Source organism: Shewanella pealeana ATCC 700345, assembly GCF_000018285.1.
In the GTDB taxonomy this organism is placed as follows: Bacteria; Pseudomonadota; Gammaproteobacteria; order Enterobacterales; family Shewanellaceae; genus Shewanella; species Shewanella pealeana.
Map to the genome: position 1 here is coordinate 4023324 of NC_009901.1, position 21868 is coordinate 4045191.

General features: G+C 43.2%; 21 protein-coding genes and 1 pseudogene. 14 read left to right on the forward strand and 8 right to left on the reverse strand.

Going from position 1 to position 21868, the window contains the following annotated elements; all coding sequences use genetic code 11:
• Position 1: 1 nt before the first annotated feature.
• The 9 genes from SPEA_RS17320 to SPEA_RS23455 all read left to right on the forward strand — a co-directional run bounded on the left by SPEA_RS17320 (position 2) and on the right by SPEA_RS23455 (position 8606).
• Entirely contained in the window at positions 2 to 1129 is a 1128-nt protein-coding gene (locus SPEA_RS17320; protein ID WP_083766691.1) for a Na(+)/H(+) antiporter subunit B, read from the forward strand.
• Positions 1129 to 1491 carry a cation:proton antiporter subunit C gene (locus SPEA_RS17325; protein ID WP_012156497.1) on the forward strand — a complete coding sequence of 121 codons (363 nt, stop codon included), beginning with the start codon at positions 1129 to 1131 and terminating at the stop codon, positions 1489 to 1491. The genes SPEA_RS17320 and SPEA_RS17325 overlap by 1 nt, the downstream gene beginning before the upstream one ends.
• Positions 1491 to 2969, forward strand: a complete 1479-nt coding sequence (locus SPEA_RS17330) for a monovalent cation/H+ antiporter subunit D family protein (RefSeq protein WP_012156498.1) — start codon at positions 1491 to 1493, stop codon at positions 2967 to 2969. Before SPEA_RS17325 ends, SPEA_RS17330 begins: the two co-directional genes overlap by 1 nt.
• The gene (locus tag SPEA_RS17335) at positions 2966 to 4456 is read left to right on the forward strand and encodes a monovalent cation/H+ antiporter subunit D family protein (RefSeq protein WP_012156499.1); all 1491 of its coding nucleotides are present in this window, start codon (positions 2966 to 2968) and stop codon (positions 4454 to 4456) included. Before SPEA_RS17330 ends, SPEA_RS17335 begins: the two co-directional genes overlap by 4 nt.
• Positions 4446 to 4865, forward strand: a complete 420-nt coding sequence (locus SPEA_RS17340) for a hypothetical protein (RefSeq protein ID WP_012156500.1) — start codon at positions 4446 to 4448, stop codon at positions 4863 to 4865. Before SPEA_RS17335 ends, SPEA_RS17340 begins: the two co-directional genes overlap by 11 nt.
• Positions 4852 to 6552 (forward strand): Na(+)/H(+) antiporter subunit D, encoded by a 1701-nt coding sequence (locus SPEA_RS17345; RefSeq protein WP_012156501.1) that lies wholly within the window; start codon positions 4852 to 4854, stop codon positions 6550 to 6552. Before SPEA_RS17340 ends, SPEA_RS17345 begins: the two co-directional genes overlap by 14 nt.
• A gap of 283 nt (positions 6553 to 6835) precedes the next feature.
• The gene (locus SPEA_RS22425; RefSeq protein WP_012156502.1) at positions 6836 to 8146 is read left to right on the forward strand and encodes a PD-(D/E)XK nuclease family protein; all 1311 of its coding nucleotides are present in this window, start codon (positions 6836 to 6838) and stop codon (positions 8144 to 8146) included.
• 142 nt (positions 8147 to 8288) lie between these two features.
• Entirely contained in the window at positions 8289 to 8450 is a 162-nt protein-coding gene (locus SPEA_RS23405; RefSeq protein WP_223296523.1) for a hypothetical protein, read from the forward strand.
• 30 nt (positions 8451 to 8480) lie between these two features.
• Positions 8481 to 8606, forward strand: coding sequence for a hypothetical protein (locus tag SPEA_RS23455; RefSeq protein ID WP_263053336.1), 126 nt, complete (start codon positions 8481 to 8483; stop codon positions 8604 to 8606).
• Positions 8607 to 8751: 145 nt separating this feature from the next.
• Here SPEA_RS23455 and SPEA_RS17360 read toward each other — a convergent pair whose 3' ends face one another.
• Both SPEA_RS17360 and SPEA_RS17365 read right to left on the reverse strand, forming a co-directional pair.
• A complete protein-coding gene (locus SPEA_RS17360) occupies positions 8752 to 9450 on the reverse strand; it encodes a hypothetical protein (protein ID WP_150102248.1) in 699 nt (232 codons plus the stop codon).
• Between the two features lie 20 nt (positions 9451 to 9470).
• Positions 9471 to 10106 carry an outer membrane protein assembly factor BamD gene (locus SPEA_RS17365; protein ID WP_012156504.1) on the reverse strand — a complete coding sequence of 212 codons (636 nt, stop codon included), beginning with the start codon at positions 10104 to 10106 and terminating at the stop codon, positions 9471 to 9473.
• A 167-nt stretch (positions 10107 to 10273) separates the two neighbouring features.
• Here SPEA_RS17365 and SPEA_RS17370 point away from each other — a divergent pair, with 167 nt between their 5' ends.
• Together SPEA_RS17370 and SPEA_RS17375 are read left to right on the forward strand one after the other, a co-directional pair.
• Positions 10274 to 10831: a hypothetical protein gene (locus SPEA_RS17370; protein ID WP_012156505.1), complete on the forward strand. Its 558-nt coding sequence runs from the start codon at positions 10274 to 10276 to the stop codon at positions 10829 to 10831.
• Between the two features lie 75 nt (positions 10832 to 10906).
• Positions 10907 to 11245 carry a hypothetical protein gene (locus tag SPEA_RS17375; protein WP_012156506.1) on the forward strand — a complete coding sequence of 113 codons (339 nt, stop codon included), beginning with the start codon at positions 10907 to 10909 and terminating at the stop codon, positions 11243 to 11245.
• A 309-nt stretch (positions 11246 to 11554) separates the two neighbouring features.
• Here SPEA_RS17375 and SPEA_RS17380 read toward each other — a convergent pair whose 3' ends face one another.
• A complete protein-coding gene (locus tag SPEA_RS17380) occupies positions 11555 to 12049 on the reverse strand; it encodes a DUF6985 domain-containing protein (protein WP_012156507.1) in 495 nt (164 codons plus the stop codon).
• A 315-nt stretch (positions 12050 to 12364) separates the two neighbouring features.
• Here SPEA_RS17380 and SPEA_RS17385 point away from each other — a divergent pair, with 315 nt between their 5' ends.
• Both SPEA_RS17385 and SPEA_RS17390 read left to right on the forward strand, forming a co-directional pair.
• The gene (locus SPEA_RS17385) at positions 12365 to 12940 is read left to right on the forward strand and encodes a hypothetical protein (RefSeq protein ID WP_012156508.1); all 576 of its coding nucleotides are present in this window, start codon (positions 12365 to 12367) and stop codon (positions 12938 to 12940) included.
• A gap of 58 nt (positions 12941 to 12998) precedes the next feature.
• Positions 12999 to 13691 carry a transposase gene (locus SPEA_RS17390; protein ID WP_012156509.1) on the forward strand — a complete coding sequence of 231 codons (693 nt, stop codon included), beginning with the start codon at positions 12999 to 13001 and terminating at the stop codon, positions 13689 to 13691.
• A 266-nt stretch (positions 13692 to 13957) separates the two neighbouring features.
• Here SPEA_RS17390 and SPEA_RS17395 read toward each other — a convergent pair whose 3' ends face one another.
• Genes SPEA_RS17395 through SPEA_RS17405 form a run of 3 tightly spaced genes read right to left on the reverse strand, consistent with a single transcriptional unit; the run spans position 13958 to position 17198 of the window.
• Positions 13958 to 14653, reverse strand: coding sequence for a hypothetical protein (locus tag SPEA_RS17395; protein ID WP_041411059.1), 696 nt, complete (start codon positions 14651 to 14653; stop codon positions 13958 to 13960).
• Positions 14654 to 14706: 53 nt separating this feature from the next.
• On the reverse strand, positions 14707 to 15324 hold the full coding sequence (locus tag SPEA_RS17400) for a hypothetical protein (RefSeq protein ID WP_041411060.1): 618 nt from the start codon (positions 15322 to 15324) through the stop codon (positions 14707 to 14709).
• Positions 15321 to 17198, reverse strand: coding sequence for an NACHT domain-containing protein (locus tag SPEA_RS17405; protein ID WP_012156512.1), 1878 nt, complete (start codon positions 17196 to 17198; stop codon positions 15321 to 15323). Before SPEA_RS17405 ends, SPEA_RS17400 begins: the two co-directional genes overlap by 4 nt.
• 309 nt (positions 17199 to 17507) lie before the next feature.
• Between SPEA_RS17405 and SPEA_RS17410 the strand changes: the two are divergent.
• Positions 17508 to 18143, forward strand: a pseudogene (locus SPEA_RS17410) (transposase); the annotation flags it as partial.
• A 2-nt stretch (positions 18144 to 18145) separates the two neighbouring features.
• Here the strand turns inward: SPEA_RS17410 and SPEA_RS17415 are convergent.
• Positions 18146 to 18595, reverse strand: coding sequence for a hypothetical protein (locus tag SPEA_RS17415; protein WP_012156514.1), 450 nt, complete (start codon positions 18593 to 18595; stop codon positions 18146 to 18148).
• A gap of 275 nt (positions 18596 to 18870) precedes the next feature.
• Positions 18871 to 21759, reverse strand: a complete 2889-nt coding sequence (gene gcvP, locus SPEA_RS17420) for an aminomethyl-transferring glycine dehydrogenase (RefSeq protein WP_012156515.1) — start codon at positions 21757 to 21759, stop codon at positions 18871 to 18873.
• Positions 21760 to 21868: the final 109 nt, after the last annotated feature.

The window sequence follows — 21868 nt, forward strand, 5'->3', positions numbered from 1 at the left end:
CATCGAAACCTTAGTTGATGTCGTTCTATTAAGCTTTCTCGTCGTGATTGCTATCGCCATTGTTCGGACAAAAGATCTATTGGCCGTAGTGATGTTGACGGGGATCTATGGATTACTCTCTGCAAGCTTTTTTGTTGTATTAGATGCTGTGGATGTGGCCTTTACCGAAGCCTCTGTAGGCGCAGGTATATCTGGTTTATTGATGCTGGCAGCCATCAGCATGACAGGCCGCACCGAGTCGCCTAAGCGTCACAAGCCTTTACTGGCTTTATTTGTGGTACTTATCACAGGTGGCATGCTGATCTACGGCACCATGGATATGCCTTACTTTGGCAGTTTCGATGCACCTATTCATCAACATGTCGCACCTCGTTACATTAATGACTCGATGCAGGAGGTCGGTGTACCCAATATTGTCACCTCGGTACTCGCGAGCTACCGAGCATTTGATACCTTAGGTGAGGTAGCCGTTATCTTTACTGCCGGCATTGGGGTGTTATCACTCTTGGCATTGCCGCAACGACGTAAGTCATATCGCTTAGATGAGCCCAAAAAAGAGCAGATGTATCAGCAGCATATCGTACTGCGAGTCATCAGCAAAGCCTTGATCCCTTTCATCCTGCTGTTTGCACTCTATGTGCAGTTCCACGGCGATTTTGGTCCCGGAGGGGGCTTTCAAGCTGGGGTGATCTTTGCCGCAGCAATCATTCTCTATGCCATGTTATTTGGCTTAGACAATGCCAAGCGTGTCTTTAGTCTATCGCTGTTCCAACTGCTCGCAGCTATCGGACTCTTGCTATACGCCAGTGTTGGTGTGGTCTCGCTATTTAACGGAGGTAACTTCTTAGATTACAACGTATTGGCCGACGACCCTATTGCTGGCCAGCACTTAGGTATTTTGCTGATCGAGCTTGGTGTGGGCTGCACCGTCGCCTCAGTGATGATCATTATCTTTTTCAACTTTGCCGGCCGCAGAGAAGCACAACAGCACTCTACTAAACAGAACTGTCATGAACTAATCAGTCCAGAACTAAACCGCAATGTTCTAAATAGTACTGAGCTAAACAGTACTGAACTAAACAGTGCTGAGCTAAGCATTACTGTACTAAACAACGGCGAGGTGAAGTAATGATACTGGGACTCTATAACTACTGGATCGTGGTATTACTGATGATGATAGGTTTTTATATCGTCATCGCCCATGGCAACCTAATCAAAAAATTAGTTGGCTTAACGATTTTTCAGACCTCGGTTTTTATCTTTTATATCAGTATGGGCAATGTCGATAGTGGTAGCGCGCCAATCTTGGCCGAAGGAGTGAGCCGTTACTCAAATCCCCTCCCCCATGTGCTTATTCTCACCGCAATTGTGGTCGGTATTGCCACGACCGCACTAGGGCTCGCCTTGGTGGTAAGAATCAAAGAATCATACGGCTCTATAGAAGAGGATGAGATTCAAATTCAAGATCAGCTGACTGAGGACAAAACATAGTGTTAGCACATCTGCCTATTTTACAAGTCATTGTGCCACTGATGGCGGCACCGCTATGCTGGTTTCTAGACCGCTCCAGACTCGTGTGGCTGTTCGCCCTCTTAGTGAGCGGTTTTTCCTGCCTAACCAGCATAGCCCTACTGCAACAAGTGATGAGCTCCGGCACCATTCTTTATCAGCTTGGGGGCTGGGACGCGCCTTGGGGGATCGAATATCGCATCGATGAGCTCAACGCCCTTTTACTGCTGATCATCTCAACTATTAGTACCATCGTCCTGTTTGCCGCACAAACCAGTCTTCAAAAAGAGCTGCCTAAAGAGCGTCACACGCTGTTTTACAGCCTCTACCTGCTGTCATTGACTGGGATGTTCGGCATCGTCGCCACTGGCGATCTGTTTAATGTATTCGTATTTCTAGAGATCTCCTCGTTATCAGGCTACGCCCTGATTGCTTTGGGCAAAGATAGACGCGCTCTTTGGGCCGCCTACCAATATCTGATCATGGGGACTATCGGCGCGACCTTTATTCTGATCGGCATCGGTCTGCTGTATCAGATGACAGGCACGCTAAATATGGATGATCTCGCCAACCGGCTACCAGAGGTTGACCAAACACGTACCGTATTTGCCGCGTTTGCCTTCTTAATCGTTGGGGTCTGTTTAAAGTTGGCACTATTTCCACTGCATCTATGGTTACCTAACGCCTACGCCTATGCTCCTTCAATAGTGACTGCATTCCTCGCCGCTACGGCAACTAAAGTTGCGGTTTACTTATTGATCCGCTTCACCTATACGATATTTGGCATCGAGCTTTCCTTCTCCATCCTGCCACTGCAGAACTTATTTATGGTCCTCGGGCTGGTTGGCATATTCGCCGCTTCTACTGCGGCGATATATAAAACCAATGTTAAACATATCTTTGCCTACTCGAGCATCGCTCAGGTTGGCTACATGATTATTGGCTACGCCATCAACACCCCCACAGGGCTTATGGCTACTCTGCTGCACCTGTTTAATCACGCCTTAATGAAGAGTGCGCTGTTTTTAGCGCTAGGCGCGGTGATGTACCGTATCGGCAGCGTACAACTTAGCCAGTTCCAAGGGCTAGGACGACAGATGCCGCTAACCATGGCCGCCATAGTTGTAGGCGGGTTAAGTTTGATAGGCGTCCCCCTGACAGTCGGTTTTATCAGCAAGTGGTATCTGCTCATCGCCGCCGTTGAGGCTGGAATGTGGCCAGTGGCGGTGTTGGTGCTACTCGGTTCATTACTGGCTGTGCTTTATATATGGCGAATCGTTGAAATCGCCTATTTCAAGCCCCCCGTACCGGGTCGTGAACCCGTCAAGGAAGCCCCTTGGACCTTCCTTGTCCCGATTTGGGTGCTGGTACTGGCCAATATCTATTTTGGCATCGATACCCGCCTTAGTGTGCAGGTGGCACAGGCGGCCTCTCAAAGCTTGTTTGGAATTAACCCATGAATCACTCTTTGGATCTATTGCTACAGCTAACCATTATATTGCCGCTGCTTGCCACTTTGGCGATCTTGGCAACGGGAAAGCACCCCAACCTTCGTGAGGCTGTAACGATAAGCATCAGCCTTGCCGTTATGTACTGTGTGATAAACCTATATCAAGGGCTCAGTGCAGGCGCATCTATCGAGGTGTTTTGGTGGCAACTGCTACCGGGCTTGGAAGTGAGCTTTGTGGTTGAGCCTTTAGGTATGCTGTTTGCCCTCATTGCCAGCTTTCTGTGGCTCATTACCACCCTATACGCCATCGGCTATATGCGCGGCCATGGGGAGGAGAATCAAACCCGCTTTTACCTCTGCTTTGCGTTGGCCATAAGCGCAGTGATGGGATTAGCATTTTCCGCCAACCTGTTTACCCTGTTTATCTTCTACGAAGTCTTGACCCTGTCCACCTATCCTTTAGTGACCCACGCTGGCACAGAAAAAGCCAAGCAAGGGGGGCGCGTATACTTAGGGATCTTACTCGGGACCTCCATCGCCTTCTTCCTTTTAGCGATTATCTTGACCTGGTTTGTGGCCGGCACCTTAGACTTCAAACCCGGCGGCGTGTTTCACACTGATGTTGATACCAGCTTACTGGGAGCCATACTGGTACTGTTTGTGTTTGGTATTGGTAAGGCGGCCATCATGCCGTTCCATCGTTGGCTCCCCGCCGCTATGGTGGCGCCAACACCGGTGAGTGCCCTGCTGCATGCGGTAGCTGTGGTCAAGGCTGGGGTGTTCACCATCTTAAAGATCTGCGTGTTTATCTTTGGTATCGAGCTACTACCTACTCTGCCTACGACCGAATTCCTGCTCTATTTAGCTGGCGCATCGGTATTGCTCGCCTCCATAGTGGCAATGCGTCAGGATAACTTAAAAGCACGACTCGCCTACTCAACGGTGAGTCAACTGGGCTATATCACCATAGGCGCACTGCTGGCCACCTCATCAGGGGTCATTGGTAGCTCGATGCATATTGCAACCCACGCTTTTGGCAAGATCACCCTATTCTTCTGTGCAGGCGCGATTCTGGTTGCGACCCATAAATCAAAAGTAAGTGAAATGCGCGGCCTCGGCTTTACCATGCCTGTCACCATGGCGGCTTTTTTTATCGCCAGTCTAAGTATTATTGGTGTTCCACCCGCAGGCGGTACGTGGAGTAAGTGGTTCCTGTTAATGGGCACAATGGAAACCGAACATTGGGTCATTATGATGGTGCTGATGGTGAGCTCTCTGCTCAATATCGCCTATCTTCTACCTATTCCATACCATGCCTTTTTCCCAGGCAAGGGCCATGCCGCAACTAAGACTGGGATCAAGGAAGCCCCTCTCATGTCATTAATCGCGCTGTCCATCACCACCCTAGGTTGCTTGATTCTATTCATCTATCCGCAACCCCTCTATGAGTTGGCAAAAACCATCTTAACTGTACCGGGAGTCAGCCATGGACAATAACAGTAACAAGCAATATCTGTTTGATAATCCTAAGAACATAAAACGTGTTCTGTATCTTTTATATGCCTGCTGCACCCTGCTCGTGGTGCTTGATTTTGTTATCAATCGCCATGTCTATCATAGCTGGGAGAACCTGCCCGCCTTCTACCCCATCTATGGTTTTGTTGGCTGTGTCGTCTTAGTGGTCATTGCCCGCTGGATGCGAACGTTTTTGATGCGCCCAGAAGACTATTATGACAATTTTTACGATAACCATCCCGATGGCAACCGAAATAAAGTTCATGGCGGTATTCATAGCAACATTCATTACCAAAACACTTCAGAAAATGCTGCAGATGAAAACACTCAAAAGGGTGTCCCCCTGCTAGCAAAAAACAACACTAGAGGTGGTCACCATGTGGATGCTTGAGCTACCGCCCTTTACCCTATTCTTTATAGGTGGGCTTATTGCTGCAATGACCCGGGGCACACTGCGCGGCGCAATAATGGTTGCCATTCCTGTTATTAGCGCCATTCACCTGTGGACAGTGCCTGAAGGTATTCATCTACAGCTGACGTTTTTAGATTATGAGTTGGTGCCATACCGCGCTGATAAACTGAGCCTGATGTTTGGCTATGTATTTCATATCGCCGCATTCATCTCCATTATCTACTCGCTGCATGTCAAAGATAGCGTACAACAGGTCGCAGCCATGCTCTATGCAGGTAGTGCGTTGGGCGCTGTATTTGCGGGCGATCTACTGACTCTATTTATATTCTGGGAGCTACTCGCCTTTACCTCAGTGTTTTTAATCTGGGCGCGCAGAACGACCCGCGCTTATCATGCAGGCATGCGCTACCTGATCATTCAGGTCCTATCCGGTGTCATCTTGCTAGTAGGCGCACTATTTTACGCCGCTGAAACAGGCTCGCTATCTTTTGAGTATATTGGCCTAGATAGTATCGCTGGCTGGCTGATCTTTATCGCCTTTGGTATTAAATGTGCTTTTCCCTTTGCCCATACTTGGCTCACCGACGCCTACCCTGAAGCCACACCAACGGGTACCGTTATTCTCAGTGCATTTACCACTAAGGTAGCCGTTTACGCACTGGCGCGCGCCTACCCAGGCACCGAGCTATTGATATACATTGGCGCAGCCATGACCTGCTTCCCGATCTTCTTTGCGGTGATTGAAAATGATCTTCGCAGAGTCTTGGCCTATAGCCTGATAAACCAGGTGGGCTTTATGGTGGTAGGTATAGGTATTGGTACTGCACTGGCAATCAACGGCGCAATAGCTCATGCCTTCAACGATGTGATCTTTAAAGGCTTGCTGTTTATGAGCATGGGCGCAGTGCTGCATATGACTGGCAGAATCAACGGCTCGGATCTGGGCGGCCTGTATAAAACCATGCCCAAGACCACGATACTATGTATTATCGGCGCCGCCTCTATCTCAGCCTTCCCACTGTTTAGCGGCTTTGTCAGTAAATCAATGGTGATGTCTGCCGCGCTTGAAACCGGTCATGACTGGGTCTGGTTGATGTTACTGTTCGCCTCTGCGGGTGTGTTCCACCATGCAGGGATCAAGATCCCCTACTTTGCATTTTTCGCCCACGACTCGGGGCTGCGCGCCAGCGATCCGCCGCGCAATATGTTATTCGCCATGTTTATCGCCGCCAGCCTGTGTATTGCCATCGGTATCTATCCTGCAGCGCTGTACTCATTGCTGCCATATGATACGGGTTACAACCCTTATGATGCGACCCACGTATTGGCGCAGACTCAGTTGCTGATGTTCTCAGCCCTGGCGTTTGTTTGGCTAAATCTCAGAGGCATGTATCCTCCCGAATTGCGTTCAACCAACTTGGATGTGGACTGGGTTTATCGCCGCGCTATTCCCAACGTGCTACAAAAACTGTTCGCGGTAATATGGAAAGCTGATGGGGCGCTGCGCCAAGCTATACGAGGCAAACTAAGCCAATACCAGTCCATTATTGCCAACAAACATAAAGGCTTAGGAGGCTTGCTATCAGGCTCATATCCTTCGGGTAATATGGTGCTATGGGTAGCCGTGCTGCTAGCGTCTTATCTGTTTATGGGTTTTATTGGCTAGGTTTGAGTGAGGAAAGATATGGGGTCAAAGTCTGACCCCATTTATCATACACCCACGCTTGTTAACCACTTGTAACACTAATAGCAATGGCTTATCTTTATACTCGACAAATGGAATGTAATTGTCAGTGACAAAAGAGTCAGGGATGAAGTAACCATCATAAAAAGTGCTTAATACACTAGATTACCTACAAGCTAATGAGCCTGTGTAGACCCCTTTCTGAAACTTCAGCTAGCAATTCATTCCATTGATAAACATTTTAAAATATTATCAAAGGCTATCAATGGAACCGTTATACCTAAAACTCAAATCGGACTTAAATCAGTTTTTTCAAGACCCTAATTATCTCGCCTTTTACCAGCGATTTAAAGCTGTGACTTATCTGGATGGATATGTCACTTTTGATGAAAACCGCAAATCAGATACCTTACGTTGGTTACTAACACCACGAGAAGGACACCTGCAACAAGACTACTTTATTAAAGCATTACTCGCAGCATATTACCGTGAAGCAACAACTGAGCAGTTAATTGATCTACCACAAGCATACGAGCTATCAGTAAAAAGCTTCAACCAAGCCACGGTTATGCGTGAGCTGGTGATAACCAACAACAAAAGAATTGACCTATTGCTAGCCGATGCAGCATCCAAAACCCTCATTTTGATTGAGCGAAAAGACGGTAGCAAGGCCCATACTGGTCAACTCCTTTCCTATTTTGATTGGGCAGAAACCCATTACCCTGACTGGAAAAAATATTACATTTTATCTGACAGCTGCAATCAAAATCATGACAAACAAATGCATCCTGCATTCGTTCAATTGGATGATGAATGGATAAGCACTGCGATAAAAAGGCTTCTCGAATCAGAAGCACTACCTGCTAGGCAAAGTGGTGTATTAAAAGACATTCAAGCCTATGTTTTCGGCGAGTGGGATGAACACACCGAAAAAGCAGATAAAGACATCACTAAGTATGCAAAGCTATTAGCCCATAAACATGCTTCATTATTTGAGACATTGAGTCATGAATCGGTGATGGCCAATGGTAAGCAAATACAATTAGGCCATGTATCACCACAGAACTATTTCAATAGTCTTGCGTTAGAGTCGCAGGTAAGAGACAGTGATGATCTCAATGAATTGTTACTAATCTTGCAAGCATCCCATGAAGTATTAGATTACATTCAAGACTACTCTTCCTTCGAGCATTTAGCCGATGAAATCAAGAATATTTACCCACAAATAATATCTGATGTTGAATCCGACGGAGTGTCCTTTTTGCTAACTAAACATTACTCAAATCCAGACGACTACTACCCTTATTACTTTAATTTAGCGAAACATACCGATGAAGAAACTGGTAATGATTACTACACCGTAAACTGGGAAGCACATAAAAAATGTCATGAATCGGAAATTAAGTATGCAGAAAGCTTTGCTCAAAAAGCTGGGATGAAAATCAGCAGAAATTGGCAATTTAGAAGCATGGCGCGGATAACCCAAAAAGATGGTATTGATAAGTTAGATATCTCATCTAACTCCCCCATCAGAATTGAAATTGACGAGTTTATAAAGCTAGCCAGAAGCTTGTAGGAAAACCATCTATAAGGCTGAGTGCTGCTCAGCCCTATAAACCAACGTAAAAACATCGCCCTATAGTAAATCGTTAAGTTTCCGTACAGCATTCTGTTGCTATATTAATCATCAAGTTAAGATGATTAAGCAGAGGCGATAGATGAAACAATTATCTAAAATGTTAGCAACAGCAGCGAAAACGGCAACCACTATCGCTCTGACCTTGTTTATCTCAATGGGCAGCGTTCACGCCTCACCAAATACGGCAGTAACCGCCAATTTAGTCAAATCTAACACCGATGGAAACTTGCTTATCTGCTAATATCAGACAATCTCAGCGAGCCATTTTCAGGTGTTTGATAAGCTTTTAGACAATGAATCAGCCTGCCCAACTAACATACAGGTCTCGCCCGAGCCTATGCTTACCGATGCGGAAGAAGCACAGCTTAAACAGATGTTCTCTCGCCAGAGTTATTAAAGCTCGCTAAAACGTATGTTAACTATACCGAACTAAAGCGCAGCACAAGCTGCGCTTTATTGTGCTCGGGACAGTAATATCGAAAGCTGAGCAAGAGGTCTGCAAACATGCCATTAACTATGGGCGCCTTAAAGCAGCTGTGCGATTAAAGTCCTGAAAAATAGAATCGACCCGCTTGCTCTAAGATGATGTAGCGGTTACCTTGCTCAGATCTGTAGTTATAACAAGTATTACTTGAGTCGCTGAAACCACAGCCATCTATCGACAAGCTAAAGTGACTCTCTTTTGCGTTAGCGATTGCACTGGCAACTGTCGTATCGGTTTCATTTTTTAAGCTCGCCGCAATTGCGGCGTAATCATTGATAAAACGTTCGCGAACAGCCGGCTTCAGCTCAGATATTTGCTTAGTGAGGCCGTTATACTCATCTTGGTCTAAGCCTGTAAAAAATAAAGTACCATCTTCTGGCATGGCTAAATGAGCGAAAAAATATCGGTAATCATTACTCGATAGAGCTTTGACCACTGAGTTCGCCAACGCCAATTTACTATCTTGCGGATACTTATCGTTATCCACTTTAACGCCATTTCTAAATACCTGACCATTTAACTCATTGAGTCGAATTTTGCTCAGTTGCGCAATAGTTGATGAGCTATATTGCTCGGCAATCTGTTGAAACTTGTCATAGGCCTTATCTAACTGGATGCTATCCTCTAGCTGCTTTGCAGTGACAAACTCAAGATTGGCCGCATCGACAGCGGCATAGCTCAAACTGGTATAACTAAGGGTTAACAGTAACAAGGATGCACTCAATAGCGTGTTAATTAAGCGAATGTGTTTTTTCATTATCTTAGAAGCCTTTGCCATTATCTTAGGTGCCAATAGTAATTATTATTGGCTTTAATCAATCTAAACCCTCTAACGTCTTGCCAGTGCATTTTATAAAGCACTGCAACTTGCTTTTCGAGCACCTCATCAAATTCAGGCTGAACATCGTTATCTAACAGCAGATTAATATTATCGATTATAGAGGTGACTCGAGGATCATTAGTATCTAACAAGCTTTGCATGGTTTCGATAATATCCTGATCAACGTCTACATCAGGAAGGTTTGCATATTGACTTAAATGATAAACCAGATAATTAGCATCTTTACTTTTCAATGCCTTAGCTAATGACCTCAGTAAGTCTTGGTAGCTGGATTGCGGATACTTATCGCTATCTTTTTTTATGCCGCCATTAAACACTTTGTCGGTTAACTTACCTACTTCCAATGAGCTAACAACAGCAGCACGGGTGTTAGGGTAAGCTGTGATGATCTGCTGCAACGCATCATATTCTTTATCGTATTCACCTGTATGTTGATACAAACTGGCCTCAACAAATAGGCTATTAGCATTGCTTGCAGCGGACCTTGTTTGCGGGGCTTCATAGCTTGAGCTGCAACCCAGCATGAGAACCAAGGGAAACGATGCAAGGCAAAGTGGTGCGATCTTTATCATTGGTAAACTCTAGAGTGAATTTTGGTGCCCGCGAATATAACAGATAACTACCTACGCAACAGAGGCTTACACAACAAACAAGAAGAAAACCTTGTAATAACAGACCTTAAGCGTTTACATTCGGCAAAACAGACTTAGCAGCATATTGCTAAGCCAGCTTCCCATTTATGAAGTTCAGAATTCTGGATAAGCCTACGATGCCAATTAAAGATGAGTATTATGTTTTTTCAAATGACTACTCCAAAGTCAATTTTGTGGTCAATATGAACGATACTCGCAGACTGGGGATCTTGAGAGACCAAGCGATATCAACAAATGTCCCAGCCAGCTTTGAATGTAAAAGTCTAAGAACCTTTAAACCAATAGCCGCATCATTTGATATTTCGGCTAGCACTAAGCTGCTCTTCGATATGGACTATGCAAAGCCTTTAGTAGAGCTGAATTTATATAACAACTCACTTGTTCCCGCTAAGATTATTGATAAAGATTACCTTTACCTTCACTGCTACAACATCATCAATATTCTGGATGATGAGGTAGGTTTTGACTTCGAAGAGCTCAATGGTATTCCGTTAGAAAATAGACTGGTGTTTACGCCCTCATTTGAGTCAATCATAGTATTTTTCCATAAGTCTGTTGTTGACGCGATTGTAGCGATTAAGCCCCCCTCATACGCAAAGCAAGTCAAAGTTTCTGATTGGACGCTAGAATTGGAAATGTCATGATAAATCATTAAGTTTCAGTACAGCATTCTGTCGCTATATTGATTATCAATAAGGATGATTAAGCAGAGGTGACAGATGAAGCAATTAACCAAAATGATAGCAATCGCTGTGAATATGTTAGCAACAGCAGTGAAAAGGTTTACCACTATCGCTCTGACCTTGTTTATCTCAATAGGCAGTGTTCACGCCTCCTCAAATACGGCAGTCACTGCAAACTTAGTGAAAACCCAAACTGATGAGAACTTGCTCATTTGCCAATATCAGACAGTCTCAGCTAGCCATTTTCAGGTGTTTGATAAGGTTTTAGACAATGAATCAGCCTGCCCAACTAACGTGCAGGTCGCCCCCGAGCCTATGCTTACCGATGCGGAAGAAGCCCAGCTTAAACAGATGTTTTCAAGGCAGAGCTATTAAATACACTAAAACTTATACCGGACTAAAGCACAACACTGCGTAGTGTTGTGCTTAGCGCTAATAAAGATGAAACCGTTAAAGACATGGCAAACTTGCATAAGTTACAGAGCGGGAATGTACTGAGCCAATCAAGGTCGTTCTAAAATGGGGCATAACAACCTCCCCCTCAAATTCGTAATATAGGAGGCTGAGTAAGATGTTGTAAAATATGTCATTTAGCCCGAAGTTATTCAGGGCATTTATTCTGAGCATTCATTCAGGGTGTCTATGTTCGGTTTTATAATTGCTCGGTTTTATGATTGCTTAGTTTTATGATTTAAGGCTTCTATACGCGACTTGGGCACCGTCTTGCAAGATAATGCTGTCACCTTGGATCACAATGCCAAAGCCATGCTCTTCATCCCAAGCACATTCAAAAATCATCCCAACTGCATTTTTGTCTGGGTGATGTAAAATAAATCCGGACAGCTGCATTAACTTAAAGATATCCCCAGCCTGCATATCGGCTTCGCTCACCTCGCCAACACCGGTTTCGTAAGATTCTGAATCTTCGTCAAACACATCTAAAAACTCTGAGTCTTCAAGTAATTCTTGATAGTTGTCATTCACATAATCACAAACAAGCGCATAAATACGCTTTTCATTATCTATGAACCATTGCTGCATGCTATCAGCAATAGCCAGATCTTCTCGGGTGAGAAATTCAACACTACCGTACCCTTGAAAATCATGCCAAGCTGTCAGCCCTGCTGTACCTTCATGAAACTCTTCACCCGCTTTCCAAGTAATATTTATTGTTTTCATAATTAACTCGCAAAAATGAGCATAATAATTGAAACGGTTTCACATTAATGTGCTGTTAAGGCGTAAACGAGCATTTTTCCTAAAGAAAACAAAGCGAAAGAATAAGCTTCTAGTATGGGTATCTAAGGTGACTCTTAGTTGATGAGGGCTATGCTTTTTCGTACCAAAAGTGTCCACGTTGAACAGATTATGTGTTCACTCTCTGGGTAATTTTCAATTTAAAAAAGTAAAGCCAATAAAACCAGTTAATTAAAATAGGGCACGATTTATGCTGTTTTTACCGCACATGTAATCTATTTCATTAAGGATACAACGATGAATACAAAATTTATCATTGCACTGGTTTTACTCATTTTTATAAGTGTTTCATCTGATGCTATAGGTGACAATCAAGGTGGAGGAAATGTAATGATCCTAAACTTGGTTGGTACTGGGAATGGCGAGCTACTTAAGGTACCGGATATTGACGGTGATGGCATTGAAGATGACGCCACTTGTTTCGAAGTCAATCTAGTCAATGGCAAAAATGGTCATTTGATTGGTAAAGCCGTCGACTGTTTGTCGATGATATCCAGCGTTGGCGACGGGCTATCTTTAGTTGGTACAACATATTTCTATTTACCCCAAGGCACACTCATCACCAGAGGAAACACAAGCGTTCAGCCCGTCACAAATGAGATAGTGACTCCAGATGGCCAAGCCATAACTCACATAACGGGAGCCTCCAGCAACGAAAATGCAATTTTAGAAGGTACAGGCCGTTTTGAGGGCAAGACCGGAACTGTGCGACTCTCAGGAATGGTGGACATGTCAAATATTGAGATCGGCCAATTAACCTTTGATTGCTTATTTGTTATAGCACTAGAACAGTCAAAAGTAGGGGCGGAGTGAACTAAAGTTATTCATCTATACTCATTAACAAAGTGAACATTGCAAAAGGAACTTGCACATGTCTAGAAAACCTAGAGCCAATCCGATAGGCATACCTCAACATGTCATTCAACGCGGTAATAACCGCCAAGCATGTTTTGCTGCAGAACAAGACTTTATTGCCTATGCCGGATGGTTAAAGGACTATGCCAAGAAATTTCAGGTTGAAATCCATGCCTGGGTATTTATGACAAACCATGTTCACCTACTTTGCACACCGCAAGAAACCAATGCGATTAGCCAAATGATGCAGTCTCTTGGGCGACAGTATGTGAGGTATTTTAATTACACTTATAAACGCTCTGGAACACTATGGGAGGGACGATATAAGTCTTGCCTAGTACAGACTGAAGACTATCTACTACAACTATATCACTATATAGAGCTCAATCCAGTTAGAGCAAATATGGTCGATGCCCCTTCTGAATATCAATGGTCCAGTTACCAAATCAACGCCTTAGGCAAAGCCTCCACATTATGTACGCCTCACCCTGCTTACCTCGCTATTCATCCTACAGAAAAAGCCCGACAAGCATGTTATCGAGCACTCTTTAAACACCAGTTAGACACACAAATCATTGAAGATATTCGACAAGCAACCCACAAAGGCATGGCTATCGGAAATAATAAATTTAAAGATGATATTGAGAAACTAACAAACACAAACACGAGACCGCAGAAAATGGGGCGGCCAACAAAGCCAATAGCATAAAGTTTACTCTGACCCCACTTATTCACTTCTATTCTCTTCCACTTATTCTCTTCAGCAATAACTAAAGCTTAGTAAGAGGCCGACAAACATGCCATTATCTATGGGTGTCTATGGTTGGTCGTTGCTTAAAGCGAAAAGAGTCAGTCAATAAGCACTAAACTGGAGCCAAGAATAAATAGAAACTAAGGCAAAAAAGCCTCGGTTAGCGAAGTACTGTCTTGACTAACCGGGAGCGTCCATATATATCTATGGTTGGTTAGTTTCAATTAGTTATTATTGCGCTCAATTTTGATTTTTTGCCCATAATCAAAAATATCTACACGATCAGAGATAGTTTTCCAAACTGATGTATACCCCCAAAGACACAATGAAATAAATAACATAACAACAGTTAGGCTGTTTTTATTTTTGCAAGTAAACTCACCAAGCCAACCCTCACTAGGGTTTAAAGATAGAAACCTCCTCATATTTAAAGCTAGAATAATCATTACTGTAGGAAAAACCAATAACCAAACAAATTGTAGATCAGCATTTTTAACTAAGAAATAACTCACCCCATAAAAGACACCTGCTGTAAAAACAAAAAACATTGGTAATCCAGAAATGAAGAAATCTTTAAAAGGCTTTATCCAAGGAAGCAATTTAACTAATTTATCATGTACATCATCATCAAGTTTCAATAGTTGAAACCTTAATGCCATATACATAAACAAAGGAATACTTAACTCACAAACTTTACCAATCCACCAAGACTGTATTGATATAATCGACTTTAACTCTTCATCCATCTCATTGTAAGCATAAAGTATATCAGTATCAATAACCCAACCAGACACAAAATATGAAACAAAAGAAAAAACAATGCAAAAAATTATAGCCAGCATGTAGAATTTTACCGTTCCAACCTTAGAAAGCATATTACATAACTCACCCAACCTATTATCAATTTCTTTATTACGCACACTATACCCCCTAGTTAAAAACATTAACAACCATCTCTAAAACTTATTCACACTCATACCTCGCAAATAAATAGTTTCAGTGCATAAAAAACATTTACAATGGCACTCACGAATAAAAAAGACAAACCAAGAAAGTAAAAGATAAAACAAAAAACTGCTGAGATACGGAACTGACAATTAAGCTTATTATAAGTTTTCCAAAAAAAGTCAGCTCTAAGTTCAGAATCAATAAAAACTGACTCAACCTCCCTCTTCCGATTTAAAATACCAACCACCGCTTTACAATCTACATCCTTAGTCTTATCAAAGTCTTTTACAAAATTAAAGATATCATCACAAGAAACTTTAGACCCTATTTTTGATGAAGATAACTGAAGGTAGTCAATAATGTGCTGCATAGTTTTCCCTTCGCTTTCAAAATCGCTCAAACTTGAGTTCTGCTTAATCATCAAAGGACACCTAACCTGATAAATAAGAGTGCCAATAGCAAAACACAAAGATGCATAAAAAAACTTAGAGACACTAAAAGGAATAAATAAATCCACACCTGAAAAAGTTGAAAAGCGCTCAAAATTAATAGTCAAAAACGGGATTAAAAATATCCAAAAGTAATTACTTGTAATCAACTTACTATTACCTAAAACCCGCAAATCACTCCAAAGAATACTCATACCTCAAACTTCCCCTTTTTACTTTCTTCCTCTTTCCTTCTATTAAGTTCATAATACTTCATATACTTTGCCTTCATATTATCTAAAGGCAGTTTATTCAACTCATCTTTAAACCATTGATTCAACTTCAACTCATTTAACACTTCGAAGAGGTTAATAACCCTTACTTTGTGCTCTTCTATGTCAGACGCAACACCAATTTTTGATAACTGAGTAAAATTATCATCTTGTCTACACCCACTTACTTTCCTGTAAACCCTATCAATAAAACTATCTAGATTAACTTTCTCTGTGGTTCCGTTAGAATGACCTGGGTTCCAAAAGTGTTTATCCACTAGGAAGTTTGTTGACACATTAAACATTAAAACATCTTTATACTTATCCTCTGCCGTCATTTCCTTTGAGCTTCCAATAAATATAATAAAATAAAAATTTCTCGAAAACATATCAGCACCTTCACTAGTAAACGACAACTTCCTAGGAAGTAGTGATGGCTCAAAAAACAACTCTACTTCAGGTAAATAAAGATTTCTTACAAATCGTCTAGTGTCAATATCTGCTAAAAATTGCAATACATTTAACCACTGTCGCCACTTACGGCGACTAGAACCATAAAAACTTATCGCATCTAAATCATCAGTTTGCTCTTTAATACAAGATGCAGCGAAGTAATGTGGTATCATTTCATGTAAAAATCGATAATCATGATCATCGATTTGCAGTAAACACGTATTCCTAGTTATATCATCTAATAAATTGCTTGCTTGAGTTACTTTCTCTCCCATATCTAAAAGAACATTTTTTATTACCCGAATGAAGTCGTCCTTACTTCCCGATAATTCAGATGATTTAATAGAATAATATGACAACAATTCCAATGCAGTTTTGATTTTATCTGCACTGAACAATGTTTTTGTTGGCCTTGTAAAACCCAATTTTAAACCATCATGTTCAGACACCAAAGTATCAAACAGTTTTTTATAAAAGTCTGAGTGGTCTTCCGGAATTTTTACTTTATTTCGATATACCATTGAAAACAATGTAAGCATAAGAGGTGTTTTCAAAAGCTCTCTTAGTTTTTTAGGTAAACTATCAATGTTTCGCTGCAAATTCTCTTTTTGAACGATAGACTTTTCTGTCGCCATTAATTTTTTTACAAAACCAATCTGCTCATCGTTATCAAGGGGTTTAATACTAAAAATAATAAAGCTAGATGAACGTTGTATCTCATTGCCAGGCCGAGTTGTAACAAATATTTTTTTGTTTGAACTTCTCGAAGCTACATATTGAATAAACTCTACAACATTCTGCCTAATATCATATTCAACCTCATCAAAGCCATCAAAGAAGAATGAAAACAAACCAATTTTCAACAACGATTCAAACAGTTTTTCAGAACACCTAAAACCAAGGTTTTTCTCTATGTATTCTGAAAAAAACTCAGATATAGGTTGCTCAACATTTACATCTTTTAGCTCTATAAATAATGGAATTGTTGCTGCCGAATTCAACTCATAATTATGTAAATGCCTTAAAAGTATTGACTTACCATGACCAACAAGGCCTTCGATTATGATTGATTCATCACAATTAAAATCAGCATATGTATCAGCTTTGATATTAACCTTTTTAGGGCTACGCTTTTCAATCAATTGACAAGGAAAGTAAAACTCTTTTACTTTTTTAGGTTCTTCTTTCCTGAAAATCGTTACTACAAACTCAACCTTTCTCAACTCCTCAACTGCGAACTTTACCTTTTCAGGATCAACCCAAGAGCTGAACTCTGCTTGATTCCGTCCAGATAGACAACCCTTCTTTTCTTCAAGCATCTTAAGGTGTGATGTATAAGGTCTTGCACGTACATTTTTAGGCATATTTTAAACCAGTAAATATCAAATGATAACGATTAAAGTCTAGATACACTCTCCTACAAAACTTCGTAAAACCATACGAGTCGCTATTGCAGTTATATCGTTAATTCCCTCAGTAATTTCGCAATAGTAACATATTGTTAAGAAACAACAAAAAGACAGGACAACAACAAAAAGACAGGACAGCCATATCTTTTGTGCTTTCACAAGAAAAGACAGGAAAAAGACAGGACAGCCATATCTTTTGTGCTTTAGCACATCCTCTACTAGGCTTTGCAGTACCTCCTCTTGGCCTAGTGTAGGATCGCGATTATGACCTCTGCTCGACGAACTTTGATAGATCCAGAATCGACTCCTTTCTATCACATCATAAATCGTTGTGTCAGAAGAGCATTTCTCTGTGGCGAGGATAAGCTTACAGGTAAAAGCTTTGAACATAGGCGTGGCTGGATTGTCGATAAAATCAAAGCGCTTTCAACTGTCTTCTGTATCGATATTTGTGCCTATGCTGTCATGAATAATCACTATCATTTAGTCCTTAAAATCGACACTGACAAAGCTAAATCATTGAGTAACAAAGAGGTCATTAGTCGATGGTGTAAAATCACTAAAGGGCATGCTGTAGCAACCAAATACATGAATGGCGAGACATTAATTGAGGGTGAGCGTTTACTACTTGATGGATTATTAGCTGAGTGGCACGAGCGTTTATCGAGTATATCCTGGTTTATGCGTTGTCTTAATGAGGAGGTAGCGCGTAGGGCGAATCGTGAAGATGAGTGTAAGGGGGCATTCTGGGAAGGAAGGTTTAAGTCTCAAGCCCTACTCGATGAACAGGCATTACTTGCATGTATGATGTACGTGGATTTAAACCCTATCAGAGCCGGAATAGCAGACACTCTTCAAACCTCTGAGTTCACATCTATTCAAGAGCGTATTACCGAGCTACTCTAAACCAAACCCAACAACCTGTGCCCTCTTGCCACAGACTTAGCAATCTCATTAGCTACCGCTATCAATCTAGCCTTAATCGCTTGCTCTATCCCAACACCAGCCTCAAGCAAGTCAGCAACTGCAATAAAAGCCGTGGTCTTTAAGCTAGTGCTGTCATAACAATAGGCATAACCATCACCCGAGATCCACTCTTTTCCCGCCGCAGCGCTCCCACTCTTTTCACTAACAGCCACAGCACCCGCTTGCAGCCCTTTATCTTCCAAGCTTCTAACCAAGGTAAAATCGAAAGCCAAGATACAGGTTTCATCGCCATACCAATCCGCTTTCAACGCCTGAAAGTTGATCCACATTTCCAGCTCAATCAATAACGGTTTAAGCGAACTAGAAAAGCCGCTATCGGCACTAATCGTAATAGGAAGTTGTTCTTGCATATCAATTTGTGTCATCGGTATTTGTCGTCACTTTGCTATGGTTTAAATCAAGTGGTTTAAAGCTGATTCTGCTGGCTAATGCCATTAGTTGCAACAGCCCACTATCAAATCTGCCTTTAAAATTCACCCAATAAAAAACGCACCACTAAGGGTGCGTTTTACGTAATGGCGTTACTGCCGATGATAAGACAAAGAAGCCGATGGTTTTCGCCGCGGAGTTGACTCCAGTCAATGAGCAGCGAAAATCTGAGGCTGAAGCCGTATTATCAAGGCTAAGTAGCCATTATAAATTATTCGTAGTCAGAGACAGGGGCGCATGAACACATCAAGTTACGGTCGCCGTAAACATCATCAATACGGTTAACCGTTGGCCAGAACTTATTCGCCTTAACCGCATTAGTTGGGAACACCGCTTCTTCACGACTGTAAGGACGTGAATCAAACGCTGGGTCCATGATGTCAGCTAGGGTGTGCGGCGCGTTGTGCAGTGGGTTGTTGTCCACTGGCCACTCGCCTGCTTCTACCTTGGCGATTTCGCCGCGGATAGACACCATAGCCTCGATGAATCTGTCTAGCTCAACCTTAGACTCAGACTCCGTTGGCTCAATCATTAAGGTGCCCGCAACAGGGAAGCTCATGGTTGGTGCGTGGAAACCATAGTCGTTTAGACGCTTAGCGATATCCATCTCGGTCACGCCTGAGGCTTCTTTAAGCGGACGTAAGTCGATGATGCACTCGTGCGCAACACGGTCATTACGGCCTGTGTATAGCACTGGATAATGTGCAGAAAGCTTCTTCATCACGTAGTTAGCGTTAAGCAGTGCTACTTGAGTTGACTGACGTAGACCTTTTTTACCTAGCAGCTTGATGTACATCCAAGTGATAGGCAGGATCCCTGCGCTACCAAATGGCGCTGCAGATACTGCACCGTTATTGTCAGACTCTAGACCGTGCTTAACCACACTGTGGCCAGATAGGAATGGCGCAAGGTGCTTTTTAACACCGATTGGGCCCATACCTGGTCCACCGCCGCCATGTGGAATAGCGAAGGTTTTGTGTAGGTTAAGGTGCGATACGTCTGCGCCGATAAAGCCTGGTGATGTTAGGCCAACCTGTGCGTTCATATTGGCGCCGTCTAGGTAAACCTGACCGCCATGCTGGTGAATAACTTCACAGATCTCACCGATGGTTTCTTCATACACACCGTGAGTCGATGGGTAAGTGACCATGATGCAAGACAGGTTATCAGCCACTTCCGCCGCCTTGGCTTTTAGGTCTGCCATGTCGATGTTACCGGCTTTATCACACGCGGTAACCACAATTTTCATGCCTGCAAGCTGCGCCGATGCTGGGTTAGTACCGTGCGCAGATTGTGGAATTAGACAGATGTTTCTGTGCGCATCACCACGTGACTCATGATATTGCTTAATCGCAAGCAGACCTGCGTATTCGCCCTGTGCGCCTGAGTTAGGTTGAAGCGATACGGCGTCGTAACCTGTGATATCCACAAGCCATGTTGATAGCTCCTCAAGCAGCTGCGCGTAACCTTGCGCTTGGTCTTGTGGGCAGAATGGGTGCATATTGCCAAACTCTGGCCATGTGATAGGCGCCATCTCGGTTGCCGCGTTAAGCTTCATGGTGCATGAGCCTAATGAGATCATTGAGTGGTTTAGCGCCAAATCTTTGTTCTCGAGACGCTTGATGTAACGCATCATCTCGGTTTCGCTCTGGTAGCGATTGAACGTTGGGTGAGTCAAGATAGCATCTTTACGCACAAGCTCGCTTGGAATTGAGCTGCTGCCGTTTGCAATAATGGCGGCATCAAGTGCTGCAGCATCTTGGCCGTGGCCTTCACCTAAAAGAACGTCAAATAGCTCAGCAACGTCGCTGCGAGTGGTGGTTTCAGACAAACTCACACCAATCACGCCATCGCTGTCGATGCGTAGGTTCAGGCCAGTAGCTAGAGCGCGCGCTTGTACAGCGGTAACGTCTAAGCCTTTAATCGATAGGGTGTCGAACCAAGTGTTGTTTACTAGCTCAACGCCTTTTGCTGTTAGTGCTGCAGCCACGATGTCGGTTAGACGGTGAATGCGCTCGGCAATGACTTTAAGACCCTGTGGGCCGTGGAATACCGCGTAGAACGATGCCATGTTGGCCAGCAGCACCTGTGCAGTACAGATGTTTGAGTTAGCTTTTTCGCGGCGGATATGCTGCTCACGAGTCTGCATTGCCATACGCAGTGCACGGTTACCGCGTGTATCTTGCGATACACCAATAATACGACCTGGTAGTGAGCGCTTGTACTCGTCACGAGTCACAAAGAAAGCAGCGTGTGGACCACCAAAGCCCATTGGCACACCAAAGCGCTGTGAGTTACCTAGTACCACATCGGCGCCCATTGAACCCGGCGACTTAAGGACCACTAGCGACATGATGTCGGCTGCAACTGACACAAGTGCCTTTTTCTCATGTAGCTTGGCAAACAGTTCTGTGTGATCGCAAATTTGACCTACACGGTTGGTGTACTGGAACAGGGCACCAAATAGCTCGTAGTTAACTGCTTCTTCTGCAGGACCTACGACAACCTCAAAACCAAAACACTCGGCGCGAGTTTTAATTACGTCGATAGTTTGTGGGAATACGTCATCAGCTACGAAGAAGATGTTAGCTTTTTTAGCTTTAGAAACACGCTTAGACAGTGCCATTGCTTCGGCAGCGGCTGTTGCTTCATCGAGTAGTGAAGATGAGGCAAGATCAAGACCTGTTAAGTCCATAGACACTTGCTGGAAGTTTAAGATCGCTTCAAGACGGCCTTGAGCAATCTCTGGCTGGTATGGTGTGTACGCTGTGTACCAACCTGGATTTTCAAGCACGTTGCGCTGAATAACACTTGGTACTTCAGTACCGTGGTAGCCCATACCGATATAGCTTTTGAAGACCTTATTTTTGTCTGCAATTTTGCGGATATAAGCTAAGCCTTCCGCTTCGCCACATGAATCGCCAACCGCTAAGTCGCGGTTTAGCAAAATGGCACCTGGAACGATTTGTGCGGTTAAATCTTCTAATGATTCTGCACCGACAAAGTTAAGCATTTCTTGCTGTTGGTCTGCACCTGGGCCAATGTGGCGGCGTAGAAATAATTCGTGCTGCTCTAACTGCGTAAGGGTTTCTGTGGTCATGAGTAACCTAGTTCCATATTTGCCAGTATCCTGCCTGTAGGGGGCGGTGCTACCGGTCTCTTTAGTTTTAGAATGCTTGTGTTGTTTGGCCTTTTTGCCGAGGCTTATT

What these genes read in the sequence shown, in the direction of transcription:
- SPEA_RS17325 (WP_012156497.1), top strand. Translation starts at nt 1,129, where the DNA reads ATGATACTGGGACTCTATAACTACTGGATCGTGGTATTACTGATGATG.
- SPEA_RS17335 (WP_012156499.1), top strand. Translation starts at nt 2,966, where the DNA reads ATGAATCACTCTTTGGATCTATTGCTACAGCTAACCATTATATTGCCG.
- SPEA_RS17340 (WP_012156500.1), top strand. Translation starts at nt 4,446, where the DNA reads ATGGACAATAACAGTAACAAGCAATATCTGTTTGATAATCCTAAGAAC.
- SPEA_RS17345 (WP_012156501.1), top strand. Translation starts at nt 4,852, where the DNA reads ATGTGGATGCTTGAGCTACCGCCCTTTACCCTATTCTTTATAGGTGGG.
- SPEA_RS22425 (WP_012156502.1), top strand. Translation starts at nt 6,836, where the DNA reads ATGGAACCGTTATACCTAAAACTCAAATCGGACTTAAATCAGTTTTTT.
- SPEA_RS23405 (WP_223296523.1), top strand. Translation starts at nt 8,289, where the DNA reads ATGAAACAATTATCTAAAATGTTAGCAACAGCAGCGAAAACGGCAACC.
- SPEA_RS17360 (WP_150102248.1), bottom strand. Translation starts at nt 9,450, where the DNA reads ATGAAAAAACACATTCGCTTAATTAACACGCTATTGAGTGCATCCTTG.
- SPEA_RS17365 (WP_012156504.1), bottom strand. Translation starts at nt 10,106, where the DNA reads ATGATAAAGATCGCACCACTTTGCCTTGCATCGTTTCCCTTGGTTCTC.
- SPEA_RS17370 (WP_012156505.1), top strand. Translation starts at nt 10,274, where the DNA reads ATGAAGTTCAGAATTCTGGATAAGCCTACGATGCCAATTAAAGATGAG.
- SPEA_RS17375 (WP_012156506.1), top strand. Translation starts at nt 10,907, where the DNA reads ATGAAGCAATTAACCAAAATGATAGCAATCGCTGTGAATATGTTAGCA.
- SPEA_RS17380 (WP_012156507.1), bottom strand. Translation starts at nt 12,049, where the DNA reads ATGAAAACAATAAATATTACTTGGAAAGCGGGTGAAGAGTTTCATGAA.
- SPEA_RS17385 (WP_012156508.1), top strand. Translation starts at nt 12,365, where the DNA reads ATGAATACAAAATTTATCATTGCACTGGTTTTACTCATTTTTATAAGT.
- SPEA_RS17390 (WP_012156509.1), top strand. Translation starts at nt 12,999, where the DNA reads ATGTCTAGAAAACCTAGAGCCAATCCGATAGGCATACCTCAACATGTC.
- SPEA_RS17400 (WP_041411060.1), bottom strand. Translation starts at nt 15,324, where the DNA reads ATGAGTATTCTTTGGAGTGATTTGCGGGTTTTAGGTAATAGTAAGTTG.
- SPEA_RS17405 (WP_012156512.1), bottom strand. Translation starts at nt 17,198, where the DNA reads ATGCCTAAAAATGTACGTGCAAGACCTTATACATCACACCTTAAGATG.
- SPEA_RS17415 (WP_012156514.1), bottom strand. Translation starts at nt 18,595, where the DNA reads ATGACACAAATTGATATGCAAGAACAACTTCCTATTACGATTAGTGCC.
- gcvP (WP_012156515.1), bottom strand. Translation starts at nt 21,759, where the DNA reads ATGACCACAGAAACCCTTACGCAGTTAGAGCAGCACGAATTATTTCTA.